The organism is Falsiroseomonas oryzae (genome assembly GCF_027856955.1).
GTDB lineage: Bacteria > Pseudomonadota > Alphaproteobacteria > Acetobacterales > Acetobacteraceae > Falsiroseomonas > Falsiroseomonas oryzae.
The window spans coordinates 1-11,700 of sequence record NZ_JAPSMD010000156.1; the positions used below are offsets into that span (position 1 = coordinate 1).

General features: G+C 71.6%; 12 protein-coding genes and 1 pseudogene. All 13 read right to left on the minus strand.

Going from position 1 to position 11,700, the window contains the following annotated elements; translation table 11 throughout:
• Nucleotides 1-215, minus strand: a pseudogene (locus tag OZN99_RS15810) (hypothetical protein); the annotation flags it as partial.
• Complete coding sequence (locus OZN99_RS15815) at nt 212-1,591, minus strand: bifunctional enoyl-CoA hydratase/phosphate acetyltransferase (RefSeq protein ID WP_270936220.1); 1,380 nt, start codon at nt 1,589-1,591, stop codon at nt 212-214. The pseudogene OZN99_RS15810 and the gene OZN99_RS15815, both read right to left, overlap by 4 nt.
• Before the next feature lie 145 nt (nt 1,592-1,736).
• Nucleotides 1,737-2,705 carry a Bug family tripartite tricarboxylate transporter substrate binding protein gene (locus tag OZN99_RS15820; RefSeq protein WP_270936221.1) on the minus strand — a complete coding sequence of 323 codons (969 nt, stop codon included), beginning with the start codon at nt 2,703-2,705 and terminating at the stop codon, nt 1,737-1,739.
• Nucleotides 2,702-4,444, minus strand: a complete 1,743-nt coding sequence (locus tag OZN99_RS15825) for a hydantoinase B/oxoprolinase family protein (RefSeq protein ID WP_270936222.1) — start codon at nt 4,442-4,444, stop codon at nt 2,702-2,704. Before OZN99_RS15825 ends, OZN99_RS15820 begins: the two co-directional genes overlap by 4 nt.
• Nucleotides 4,437-6,551 (minus strand): hydantoinase/oxoprolinase family protein, encoded by a 2,115-nt coding sequence (locus tag OZN99_RS15830; RefSeq protein ID WP_270936223.1) that lies wholly within the window; start codon nt 6,549-6,551, stop codon nt 4,437-4,439. Before OZN99_RS15830 ends, OZN99_RS15825 begins: the two co-directional genes overlap by 8 nt.
• Nucleotides 6,552-6,652: 101 nt before the next feature.
• Entirely contained in the window at nt 6,653-7,216 is a 564-nt protein-coding gene (locus OZN99_RS15835) for a HupE/UreJ family protein (protein ID WP_270936224.1), read from the minus strand.
• Nucleotides 7,216-7,902: an urease accessory protein UreG gene (gene ureG, locus OZN99_RS15840; protein ID WP_270936231.1), complete on the minus strand. Its 687-nt coding sequence runs from the start codon at nt 7,900-7,902 to the stop codon at nt 7,216-7,218. The genes OZN99_RS15835 and ureG overlap by 1 nt, the downstream gene beginning before the upstream one ends.
• Nucleotides 7,902-8,690: an urease accessory protein UreF gene (locus tag OZN99_RS15845; protein ID WP_270936225.1), complete on the minus strand. Its 789-nt coding sequence runs from the start codon at nt 8,688-8,690 to the stop codon at nt 7,902-7,904. The genes ureG and OZN99_RS15845 overlap by 1 nt, the downstream gene beginning before the upstream one ends.
• The gene (ureE, locus tag OZN99_RS15850; protein ID WP_270936226.1) at nt 8,581-9,147 is read right to left on the minus strand and encodes an urease accessory protein UreE; all 567 of its coding nucleotides are present in this window, start codon (nt 9,145-9,147) and stop codon (nt 8,581-8,583) included. The genes OZN99_RS15845 and ureE overlap by 110 nt, the downstream gene beginning before the upstream one ends.
• 2 nt (nt 9,148-9,149) lie before the next feature.
• On the minus strand, nt 9,150-10,859 hold the full coding sequence (gene ureC / locus OZN99_RS15855; RefSeq protein WP_270936227.1) for an urease subunit alpha: 1,710 nt from the start codon (nt 10,857-10,859) through the stop codon (nt 9,150-9,152).
• A gap of 1 nt (nt 10,860) precedes the next feature.
• Nucleotides 10,861-11,166, minus strand: coding sequence for an urease subunit beta (locus tag OZN99_RS15860; RefSeq protein ID WP_270936228.1), 306 nt, complete (start codon nt 11,164-11,166; stop codon nt 10,861-10,863).
• Complete coding sequence (locus tag OZN99_RS15865; protein WP_270936229.1) at nt 11,163-11,465, minus strand: urease subunit gamma; 303 nt, start codon at nt 11,463-11,465, stop codon at nt 11,163-11,165. The genes OZN99_RS15860 and OZN99_RS15865 overlap by 4 nt, the downstream gene beginning before the upstream one ends.
• A 40-nt stretch (nt 11,466-11,505) precedes the next feature.
• On the minus strand, nt 11,506-11,700 hold a 195-nt coding region (locus OZN99_RS15870; protein WP_270936230.1), incomplete at its 5' end, for a hypothetical protein.

Genomic DNA, 11,700 nt, shown 5'->3' on the forward strand with positions numbered 1-11,700 from the left:
AGCCATTCCAGTGCGGCTGCCGGCGTGGCCGGCGGGGCGCGCTCCAGGTCGGGGCCGGCCAGCGGCTGCCCGGCAGCGTCGCGCGCACGGAAGCCGGGCCGCGCGCCGATGCCGTCCACCTGGCCGTCCAGCACGCGCCGGTCGCCCTCGTACAGGGAGAACTTCAGCGAGGAGGAGCCGGCATTGACGACGCCGATCAGGCCCTCGGCGCTCATGCGATACCGTCCTTGCCGGAGGCGACCAGCAGCCGCGCCAGCGCGATGGAGGCCAGCCGGGTCATCACGCTGTCGGCCCGGCTGGTCAGGATCACCGGCACGCGCGCGCCCAGCACGATACCGGCGCTGGCCGCATTCGCCAGGTAGCTCAGCTGCTTGGCGATCATGTTGCCGGCCTCGAGGTCCGGCGCCACCAGCACATCCGCGTCGCCCGCCACGGGAGAGGCGATCTTCTTCACCGCTGCCGCGGCACGGCTGATCGCGTTGTCGAAGGCCAGCGGCCCGTCCAGCACCGCGCCGGAGATCTGGCCGCGATCCGCCATCTTGCACAGCGCCGCGGCGTCCAGCGTGCTGGGCATGCCCGGGTTGACCGTCTCCACCGCCGCGAGGATCGCGACCTTCGGGGCGGGCGTGCCGAGTGCATGCAGCATGTCCACCGCGTTCTGGACGATGTCCGCCTTGGTCATCAGGTCCGGCGCGATGTTCACCGCCGCATCCGTGATGAAGAGCGGCTTGTGGTAGGACGGCACGTCCATCGCGAAGACATGGCTGATCCGCCGCCCGGCGCGCAGCCCGCCCTCCCGCGACACCACCGCGGACATCAGTTCGTCGGTGTGCAGGCTGCCCTTCATCAGCGCCGCGGCGCGGCCTTCACGGCAGAGCAGGGCGGCGGCCGCGGCGGCGGCATGCGGCGTCTCCGCCTCCACCACCTCGCAGCCGTCCAGGCTGACGCCGTGCGCCGCCGCCACCTTCTCCATCACGGTGCGCGGGCCGACCAGGATGGGGTGCAGCGCCCCGCTCGCCCGGGCTTCCAGCGGGCCGAGCAGGCTGTCGCGGTCGCAGGGCCAGGCAACGGCAGCTGCCAGCGGCGGCACCTCTGCGCTGCGCGCCATCAGTCGTTCCAGGTGGCGGTGACGGTTCAGCACGATGCTTGGCCGTGCCTCGGCGCGCATCGCAACGCGCTGCGCCGGCAGGCGCAGCGTCAGGCTGCCCTCGGCCAGCCGGCCGCGCTGCGAGTCGATGACCAGCGCCAGCGTGGCAGTGTCCTCGGCCGGCCGGGCGCTGATGGTGCCGGTGATCGCCAGCTGGTCGCCCGGCGCCGGGTCCAGCAGGAAGCGGAGTTCCTCCGCCAGCACCTCGCAGCCCGGGCCCGGCAGGCTGCGCGCCGCGAAGTCCAGCACGATGCTCTGCAGGATCAGGGCATTGGCGGCGTCCGGCATCTCGCCGGGCGCGGCATCCGGCGCGCCGAACAGGGCTGCGACCAGGTCGAAGCCGCGCTGCTCCAGCCGATGCTCGGCCGTCGCCGTCAGGCCGACCAATGCATCCTGGCGCGACAACCCCTCGATCCGGCCGGAGGCGCCTTCCTTCGGGTCCAAGCTTGTCCTCCCGCCCTGCGTGACACGGCCAGCCCTTGGCGCCGCCATGCTAAAGAAGGATCGGCCTTATGCTGCGGTGCGGCAAGCCTGAACGCTATCAAGAATGGCCGCCGTTCCGGGCGCCTTGCCGGGACGCGCGGCAGGGTCAGCTCGCGCTGATCCCGGCCTCCCGAACCACCTCGCCCCACATGGCGGTCTCGCGGACCATGGTGGCGTGCAGTTCCTCCGCCGGCGCCCATTCCGCGTCGGCCCCGGCCCGCGCCAGCGCCTCCCTCAGCGCCGGCTCGGCCAGCGCTTGGCGCGACATCTCCGCGAAGCGGGCGACGATGGGCGCGGGCGTGCCGAGCGGCGCGAAGATTGCGATCCAGGTGCCGGCCACGCAATCCGGCACGCCGGCCTCCGTCATCGTCGGGAGGTTCGGCAACAGCGGATGGCGCTTGCTGCCGCACATCGCGAGCGGCCGGATGGTGTTCTGGCGCACCTGCGGCCAAGAGGAGGGCATCGAATCGAACATGCAGTGGATGTTGCCGGCAACCAGGTCCTGCATGGCTGGCCCGCCGCCGCGATATGGCACATGGGTCAGGTTCACCCGCGCGCGCAGCTTGAACAGCTCCGCCGCCAAGTGCAGCGAGGAACCCGCGCCGGCGGAACCGTAGTTGATCGCGCCCGGACGCGCGCGGGCCTGGGCAATGAACTCCTGCAGGTTCGCGACCGGCATCGCCGTGGGGTTCACCACCAGCAGCTGCTCGATCCGGAACACCTGGCCGATCGGCAGCAGGTCGCGCAACGGGTCGTGGTTCATGTCGCGGTAGAGGTAGCGGTTGACCGTCAGCGGCCCGTTGCTGGTCAGCAGGATGGTGTAGCCGTCCGGCGGCGTGCGGATGAAGGCCTCCGCGCCGATATTGCCGCCAGACCCGCCGCGGTTGTCGATGATCAGCTGATGCCCGGCGATCTCGCTCATCCGCTGTGCCCAGATGCGCGCCGAGACATCGGTGCCGCCGCCGGCGGCGAAGGGCACGATCACGCGGATCGGACGGTTCGGGTAGGTGCCCTGCGCGCGGGCCACGGCCGGTACGGCAAGCAGCGCGGCCAGCGCGGTGCGGCGACGGATCATGTCGGGTCCCTCCATTCGGCCAGGGCCTGGGCGACGCGCGCGGCGCCGTAGTCGCGTTCCGCTGCGGCACGGCTGACCTTGCCGTCCAGGATGTCGGCGGCGAGCGCCTGCAAATCCCGCAGCGCGGGGTCGCCGAAGCCGCCGCCGCCAGGCGTTTCCATCCGCACGCCAACGCCAGACGTCATCGGCAGGGCGGTGGTGGCGGTCGGCAGCAGGCGCTCATTCGGCGTGCCCGGCTCGATCAGCAGCAGCGCGCGGCCGCCCGGCAGGCCTCCATCCAGGCCGGGGGCAACCATGACGTGGCCCTCGCCCCGCGCCGTCAGCAGCGAGCCATCGACGCGCGAGCTGATCTGCCGCGCGATGCCGAGGCCGCCGCGCCACTGCCCCGCGCCGCCGCTGTCCGGCACCAGCGCGTATTCGTCCACCAGCAGGGGATACTCGATCTCCAGCGCCTCGGCCGGCAGGTTGGAGCTGTTGGTGACGTGCATCTGCACCGCCTCCGCCCCGTCCGCGCCCTGCCGCGCCCCGGCGCCGCCGCCGATGGTCTCGAGATAGACATAGGTGCCGGAGCGTCGCTGGCCGGAGACCAGGAGGGCCGGCACGGAATCATGGCTCTGCGCCATCCGCTTGTTCGCCGGCAGCACCTTGTCGAAGGCGTCGAAGATCGCACCGGACAGGCGGTTGGCGCTGATGGCGCGCGCCGCGGTGGCGGCCGGGAAGCGCGGGTTCACGATGGTGCCTTCCGGCGCATGGATGCGCACAGCCTCGAACAGCCCGCTATTGGCGGGCAGTTCCGGGTCCAGCAGCGCCTTCACCGCGTAGTAGCAGGTCGCTTCCAGGGCATTGGTCGCGATGTTCAGCGCGCCGCGGGCCTGCGCGGCGGATCCGGTGAAATCCAGCAGCAGGTCGTCGCCTCGCACCACCACCTTGGCACGCAGCACGATCGGCTCGCCGCCGGGCAGCCCGTCGCCATCCATCCAGCGTTCGCCGCTGTACTCGCCATCCGGCAGGGCGGCGATGCGGGCGCGCAGGCGCCGCTGCGTGTAGGCCAGCAGCGCCTCGATGGCGCCCTCCACCGCCGCGATCCCGTCGGTGGCGACCAGGCGCTGCATCAGCTCCGCGCCGCGCTCGTTCACTGCCACCTGCGCGCGCAGGTCCAGCATGCGCTCCGCAGGCTCGCGCGAGTTGTGGGCGATCATCTCCAGCAGGTCCAGGTCCAGTTCGCCGCCGCGGACGATGCGCATGATCGGGATGCGGAGGCCTTCCTCGAAGATCGTCCGCGCGCTCTGAGACATGGAGCCGGGGTTCGGCCCGCCGACATCCGAATGGTGGCCCGTGTTCACCGCGAAGAAGGCGACGCGGCCATCGACGAAGACGGGGGTGAGGATGTTGATGTCCGGCTGGTGCGTGCCGCGTGCCAGGAAGACGTCGTTGCAGACGAAGGCATCGCCGGGCCTCATCTGGTCCAGCCGGTAGCGCTCCAGCAGCGTCACCACGCTGCCCATCAGCGAGCCGAGGTGCATCGGCATGTGCGCGGCCTGCGCCAGGCAGCGCCCCCGGGCGTCGAACATGCCGACGGAGCAGTCCTTCCGCTCCTTGATGTTGGTGGAGAAGGAGGCGCGGACGAGGACGTTGCCCATCTCCTCCGTGATGGCCAGCAGGCGGTTGGCGAAGACTTCCATGGCGATGGGGTCGGCGGCGTGGCGGGGCGCGCGCCCTTGCGGCAGCGCGTCAGGCATCGGCGTGCTCCCGCGTGGCTGCGCGCGGTGCGGCCGCGCTCTCGTGGCGGATGATGAGGTTGCCCTCGGCGTCCAGCGTTGCCCACTGACCGGGGAAGACGAGGGAGGTGGAGGACATCTCCTCGATGATCGCGGGCCCGGTCACGCGGCCGCCCACTGGCAGCCTCTCCCGCGCATAGACCGGCGTGTCGCACCAGCCGCTGCGCCGGTCGAAGAAGGTGCGGCGCGCGCCGATCCGCGCGGCCTCCACCGATCCGCCCTCCGGCGGCGGCTCCGGCGCGCCGCGCGGCACCTTGCCGATGGCAGTGAGGCGGCAGTTCACCAGTTCGACCTCGCGGCCGGGGATGGCATAGCCGTTGGTGCGGGCGTGCTCGGCGGCGAAGGCGTCCAACACCTCGGCCAGGGGGGGCAGGGCATTGCCGAGCGGCACGCGCACCTCGAAGTTCTGCCCTTCGTAGCGCAGTTCCACCGCGCGGAGGGTGGCGCGGCGGTCGGCCGGCACGCCCTCGCCGGCCAGCCAGGCGTCGGCCTCTGCTGCCATCCCGTCGAACAGCGCGGCCGCACGCGACCAGGTCGTGGCGTCCAGCGGGGCGATCTCGCTGCGCACGAAGTCCAGCGCGATGTCGGCCAGCAGGATCCCGCGCGCGCACATGGTGCCCGGCTCGCGCGGGATGATGACGACGGGAATGGCGCATTCCGACGCCACCTCCGTCGCATGCAGCGGCCCGGCGCCGCCGAAGGCGAACAGCGCGAAGCGCTCCGGCGCGTAGCCGCGTTCGGTGGTCACGCCGCGGATGGCGCGGCCCATGTTGGCGACCGCGATCCGGATGATGCCGAGCGCCGCCTGTTCCAGAGTCAGGCCGAGCGGTTCGGCGATGCGGGTGCGCACGGCCCGCCGCGCCGCCTCGGCATCCACGGGCATGGCGCCGCGCAGCAGGGCTGCCTGGTCCAGGCGGCCGAGCACGATGTTGGCGTCGGTCAGCGTGGGTTCCATGCCGCCGCGGCCATAGGCAGCGGGGCCGGGATCGGCGCCGGCGCTGCGCGGCCCGACCTTCAGCGCGCCCCCCGCGTCGATGAAGGCGATCGAGCCGCCGCCCGCGCCGATCACGTCGATGCCGATGCTCGGCACCTTCACGGGATAGCCCGCGACGTCGCGCGAGGAACTGGAGGTCGCCTGGCCGCCGGCCACCACAGACACGTCGGTGGAGGTGCCGCCGGCGTCGAAGGTGACGACATCCGGGAAGCCCGCCTGCGCCGCCACCACCGCCGCGCCGATCACGCCTGCAGCCGGACCGGACAGGCAGGTGCGGACCGGGGCCAGGGCGGCCGTCGCCACCGACATCAGGCCGCCATTCGAATGGACGGTGTAGGGCTCCGCCGCAATGCCCGTTCCCCGCACGCGCGCCAGCAGCCGATCCAGATAGGTCGCCATGCGCGGCCCGACAAAGGCGTTCAGGACAGTGGTGGAAAATCGGTCGAACTCGCGGAACTCCGGCAGCACCTCGCTGGAGACCGAGAGATAGGCGTCCGGCAGAAGGCGCCGCAGCACCGCCTTCGCCGCGCGTTCGTGTGCCGGGTCGCGCCAGGCATGCAGGAAGCACACGGCGACCGAGGTCACGTCGTCCGCGCGCATGGCCTCGGCGGCGCGCGCCACCTCGGCTTCGTCGAGCGGGCGCAGCACCGTGCCCTCGGCCGCGATGCGCTCGCCGATCTCGTTGCGCCGGCGCCGCGGGACCAGGGGGGCGGGGCGCTGCACATCGTAGTCGTAGAGGTGGGGCCGGGTCTGCCGCGCGATCTCGATCACGTCGCGGAAGCCGCGGGTCGTCAGCATCGCCGTGCGCGCGCCGCGCCGCTCGATCACCATGTTGGTGGCGACCGTGGTGCCGTGGCCGACGAAGGCGACCTGCCCCGCGGCACCGTCGTTGCGGGCCAGGATCTCCCGCACGCCCGTCTCGATGGCGAGGGACGGGTCGGCCGGCGTCGAAGGGACCTTGTGGAAGGCGATGCGGCCCGTCGCCTCGTCCATCATGGCGAGGTCGGTGAAGGTCCCGCCGACATCCACGCCGATGCGCAGCCGCTTCGCGCCGCGCGCTTGCCCGTCCGGCATGCCTGCTTCCCCGGGGCGGCGAGGGGCCGCCCCGGGGGATCGTGCGACGCGCCGCGACAGCGCACAAGCACCCCGCTGCATCGCTGCAGCAGGGCGCCGGCTCAGATCGCCAGCAGCAGGGCCGCGACAGCGGCCGCAGCGCCGCCGGATGCGCGGAGCGCAACGCGGCCCGCACCCGTTCCGGTGCGCCAGCCGATGGCCAGACCCGACGCGTGCAGCATGGCCGTCGCGAGCAGGAAGCCGAGGGCATAGCCGGCCGCGCCGCCCGCCATCTCCGTCCCGTGCGCATGACCGTGCAGCAGGCCGAAGGCGGCCACCAGCGGCAGCGCGAAGGTGAGCCGCAGCCGAGCCGCGGCAGCGACCAGCACGCCCAGCACGATCACCGAGGCCAAAATCCCAGCTTCCATCAGGGGCAGGCCGACACCAGCCATACCGAGCAGGGCGCCGGCCAGCATGCCTGCCAGGAAGCCGCCCGGCAGCAGCCAGCGCGCTGCACCGCCGGCCAGCGTCGCCCAGACACCGACGGCCAGCATCGCCGCGAGATGGTCGAGGCCGCCCAGCGGGTGCAGGAAGCCGGCTGCGAAGCCGTGCACATGATCGCCCCCGGGATGGGCCAGCGCCGGTAGTGGCGCGAGCAGCGCCGCCACGAGGATCAGCGCACGCATCAGGCCGCCTGCCCGCTTGGTGCCAGCCCGCCCGCCTTGAGGATGAACTCCGCGATCTCCGCCACGCCCTTGTTCTCCTTGAGGTTCGTGAACATGAATGGCCGCGGCCCGCGCATCTTCCGCGCGTCGCGATCCATGACACCGAGATCCGCGCCGACCAGTGGCGCCAGATCCGTCTTGTTGATCACCAGCAGGTCGCTGCGCGTGATGCCCGGCCCACCCTTGCGCGGGATCTTGTCGCCGGCCGAGACGTCGATGACGTAGATCGTCAGGTCCGCCAGTTCCGGGCTGAAGGTGGCCGCCAGGTTGTCGCCGCCGCTCTCGATGAACAGGATCTCGAGGTCGGGGAAACGGGCCGACATCTCAGCGACCGCCGCCAGGTTGATCGAGGCGTCCTCGCGGATGGCGGTGTGCGGGCAGCCGCCGGTCTCCACGCCCATGATGCGGTCGGGCGCCAGCGCGCCGGAGCGCGTCAGGAATTCCGCATCCTCCTTCGTATAGATGTCGTTGGTGATCGCGGCGACGTCGTTGCCGTCCCGCATCAGCTTGCACAGGCGGTCCACCAGCGCCGTCTTGCCCGACCCGACCGGCCCGCCGACGCCTACCCTGAAGGGTCCGTTCGCCGCCCGATGACCGGAGCGCACATCGCGCGCGACGGTCTGAATCGGCCGGTCATCAGCATGCATCATGACCTGAACAGCCTCGTGTATTGCGTCTCGTGACGCATGGAGAAGAGATCGATTGCCAGCGCAGCCGAGCCGAGTTCGTCGGGGTCGCGCAGCGCGACGGCCGCATCGGTTGCCCGCGCGATCGCCGGTACCAGCGCGGCGGTCGCGATCTGGCCGTCGGTCTGGCCGAGCGGCACCAGGCGCACGCCGGCCGAGACGAGGTTGGCAGCGAAGCCGCTCAGCCAGCCGAAGCAGGCGGCGCGCGGCGGCACGCCGTGGAAGCCGGCCGCCGCGCCGAAGGCGACGGCATGCGTCAGCCTGCCCGCGTGGCGTGCGAGGAAGGCGGCCAGGCGCGGCTCCGGCCAGGCCGCCAGCGTTACCTGGGCGAAGGCTGCGCCGGGCTGCTTCGCCTCCAACCCGAGCTCCGCCGTGCCGCGCCAGGCGGCGCCGAGTTCCGTCACCTCGTCCAGCGCCGCGTCGTCGCCGCCTGCCGCGGCGCGCCAGCACAGGGCCAGCAGCCCCGCATCCACCGCGCCGGCGCCCTGCAGCAGCGCCGCCTCGGCATAGGCGACGAGGTCGTCGCGGCCACGCACGGCGCCTTCCTCCACCGCCGTCTCCAGCCCATGGCTGTAGGAAAAGGCGCCGACCGGATAGGCGGGCGACAGCCACGCCAGCAGCCGGGCGAGGGCCTCTGCCTCAGTGATGGTGTCCGCAGCCATCGCCGTGGTGGTGGTCGTGGTCGTGATGATGATGGTCGTCATCGTGCGGATGCTGTTGATGGTGATGGTGCCCATGCCCGTGCGCATGGGTATGCGCATGGCCGCCATAGGCACCGCCCTCCGGGTTGAAGGGTGCCTGAACCGCACGCGTGGTCGCGCCAAGCCCGGCCAGCATCGCGACGATCACGTGGTCATCGCGGATCAGGATGCGATCCGCGTCGATCTGCGCCGGCAGGTGGCGGTTGCCGAGATGCCAGGCCAGCCGCAGCAGGTGCTGCGGATTCTTCGCGGTCACCTCGACCAGCGGCTCCGCCGCGGCGCGCACGCGCACGAAGCCACCGCTGGCCAGCAGCAGCCCGTCGCCGTCCTTCAGCACCTGCGCCTCCGGCAGGTCGAGCAGGAAGGCCAGCCCGCCTTCCGCCGTGTAGAGCCTGCGGCGCCGGAACCGGTCGTCGAAATCTACCGTCACAGTGTCTCGTGCCTCGCTTTCGGGCCAGGTGCCGGCGGCGGCGACGGCGGTGGCGCGAGGGATGCTCTCCTCCATGGTCAGAACAGGAAGTAGCGCTGCGCCAGGGGCAGCACGCTGGCCGGCTCGCAGACCAGCAGCTCGCCATCGGCGCGCACCTCATAGGTCTCGGCATCCACCTCGATGCGGGGCAGGGCGGTGTTGAGCTTCATGTCCTTCTTGCTGATCCCGCGCGTGCCGGAAACGGCCAGCAGCGGGCGCGTCAGGCCGAATTCCTGTGCGATCCCGGCCTCCAAGCCCGCGCGGCTGACGAATGTGACGGAGGAAAGCAGGCCTGCGCGCCCATAGGCGCCGAACATCGGCCGGTAGTGGATGGGCTGCGGCGTCGGGATGGAGGCGTTGGGATCGCCCATTGGCACCATCGCGATGGTACCGCTCTTCAGCACGTAGTCCGGCTTCACGCCGAAGAAGGCCGGCGACCACAGCACCAGGTCCGCCAGCTTGCCGACCTCCACGCTGCCGACATGCTCCGCGATGCCCTGCGCGATGGCAGGGTTGATCGTGTATTTCGCGATGTAGCGCTTCACCCGGACGTTGTCGTTGTCGCCGGTCTCCTCGGGCAGGCGGCCGCGCTGCTGCTTCATCTTGTGCGCGGTCTGCCAGGTCCGGATGATCACCTCGCCGACGCGGCCCATCGCCTGGCTGTCGGACGACATCATGCTGATGGCGCCCAGGTCGTGCAGGATGTCCTCGGCCGCGATGGTCTCCTTGCGGATGCGGCTCTCGGCGAAGGCCACGTCCTCCGGGATGCGCGGGTCGAGGTGGTGGCAGACCATGAGCATGTCGAGATGCTCGTCCACCGTGTTGCGCGTGAAGGGCATGGTCGGGTTGGTGGAGCTCGGCAGGAAGTTCGGCTCGCCCACCACGCGCAGGATGTCCGGCGCATGGCCGCCGCCGGCGCCTTCCGTATGGAAGGCCTGGATGGCGCGGCCGCCGACGGCCTTGATGGTGTCGTCCACGAAGCCGCTCTCGTTCAGCGTGTCCGTGTGGATCGCCACCTGGATGTCGAAGCGGTCGGCGACCTTCAGGCAGGTGTCGATCGCCTTCGGCGTGGTACCCCAATCCTCGTGCAGCTTCAGCCCGGCGGCGCCGGCGCGGATCTGCTCCTCCAGCCCGTCTGGCAGCGCGGCGTTGCCCTTGCCCAGGAAGCCCAGGTTCATCGGGAAGGCCTCGGCCGCCTGCAGCATCCGCGCCATGTGCCAGGGCCCCGGCGTGGAGGTGGTGGCCAGCGTGCCATGCGCGGGCCCCGTGCCGCCGCCGAACATGGTGGTGACGCCGGAGGCCAGCGCCTCCTCGATCTGCTGCGGGCAGATGAAGTGGATATGCGGGTCGATGCCGCCGGCAGTCAGGATGCGGCCCTCGCCGGCGATGATCTCGGTGCCCGGGCCGATGACGATGGTCACGCCCGGCTGCGTGTCGGGGTTGCCGGCCTTGCCGATGGCGGCGATGCGCCCGTCCTTCAGCCCGACATCGGCCTTGATGATGCCGGTCCAGTCCAGGATCAGCGCGTTGGTGATCACCGTGTCCATCGCGCCGTTCGCACGCGTCACCTGCGACTGGCCCATGCCGTCGCGGATCACCTTGCCGCCGCCGAACTTGACCTCCTCGCCATAGGTCGTCAGGTCGCGCTCGACCTCGATGATCAGGTCGGTGTCAGCCAGGCGCAGGCGGTCGCCCGTGGTCGGGCCGTACATGCCGGCATAGGCGCGTCGGGAGAGGCGTGCGGGCATCCTAGAGCTTCCCCTCCGTCCGGCCCCGGAAGCCGTGCACGATGCGCGCGCCGGCGTAGGGGATCAGCCGCACGCTGCGCGCCTGCCCCGGTTCGAACCGCACCGCCGTGCCGGCCGGGATGTCGAGCCGCATGCCGTGCGCCTGCGCGCGATCGAAGTCGAGCGCAGGGTTGGTCTCGGCGAAATGGTAGTGGCTGCCGACCTGGATCGGCCGGTCGCCGGTGTTGGCGACGGTCAGCTCGATGGCAGGGCGGCCGGCATTCAGCTCGATCTCGCCATCGGCCGGGAACAGCTCGCCCGGGATCATCGGATCGGCTCGTGCACGGTGACCAGCTTCGTCCCGTCGGGGAAGGTGGCCTCCACCTGGATCTCGTGGATCATCTCCGCCACGCCCTCCATCACCTGCGCGCGCGTCAGCACCGTCGCGCCGTCGCGCATCAGCTCCGCCACCGTCCGCCCGTCGCGAGCACCTTCCACCACGTAATCCGTGATCAGTGCGACGGCTTCCGGGTGGTTCAGCTTCACGCCGCGCTCCAGTCGTCGACGCGCCACGATGGCGGCCATCGCGACCAGCAGCTTGTCCTTCTCGCGTGGCGTCAGGTTCATGCGCAGCCTCCGTGACGCACGAAGCATGGACCAGGAGCGTTCATGTGCGCCAGAGCCTCGGCAGGCGCGGGGGATGCCCGAAAGCGGCGGCGCGAAGCTGCGCGATGGCCTTCCCCACTGCGCCGCGCACCGCGCCCGCCTCGCCGGCCCAGCGCGCCAGCAGCAGCCCGGGCGCCACCAGGGTCGCGCCGCCATCCGCCAGCTCCCGCGCCAGCTCGCGCTGCGCCTCGGCCTC

What these genes read in the sequence shown, in the direction of transcription:
- OZN99_RS15820 (WP_270936221.1), bottom strand. Translation starts at nt 2,705, where the DNA reads ATGATCCGTCGCCGCACCGCGCTGGCCGCGCTGCTTGCCGTACCGGCC.
- OZN99_RS15835 (WP_270936224.1), bottom strand. Translation starts at nt 7,216, where the DNA reads ATGCGTGCGCTGATCCTCGTGGCGGCGCTGCTCGCGCCACTACCGGCG.
- ureE (WP_270936226.1), bottom strand. Translation starts at nt 9,147, where the DNA reads ATGGAGGAGAGCATCCCTCGCGCCACCGCCGTCGCCGCCGCCGGCACC.
- OZN99_RS15830 (WP_270936223.1), bottom strand. Translation starts at nt 6,551, where the DNA reads ATGCCGGACGGGCAAGCGCGCGGCGCGAAGCGGCTGCGCATCGGCGTG.
- OZN99_RS15825 (WP_270936222.1), bottom strand. Translation starts at nt 4,444, where the DNA reads ATGCCTGACGCGCTGCCGCAAGGGCGCGCGCCCCGCCACGCCGCCGAC.
- OZN99_RS15865 (WP_270936229.1), bottom strand. Translation starts at nt 11,465, where the DNA reads ATGAACCTGACGCCACGCGAGAAGGACAAGCTGCTGGTCGCGATGGCC.
- ureC (WP_270936227.1), bottom strand. Translation starts at nt 10,859, where the DNA reads ATGCCCGCACGCCTCTCCCGACGCGCCTATGCCGGCATGTACGGCCCG.
- OZN99_RS15845 (WP_270936225.1), bottom strand. Translation starts at nt 8,690, where the DNA reads ATGCGCACGGGCATGGGCACCATCACCATCAACAGCATCCGCACGATG.
- ureG (WP_270936231.1), bottom strand. Translation starts at nt 7,902, where the DNA reads ATGCATGCTGATGACCGGCCGATTCAGACCGTCGCGCGCGATGTGCGC.
- OZN99_RS15860 (WP_270936228.1), bottom strand. Translation starts at nt 11,166, where the DNA reads ATGATCCCGGGCGAGCTGTTCCCGGCCGATGGCGAGATCGAGCTGAAT.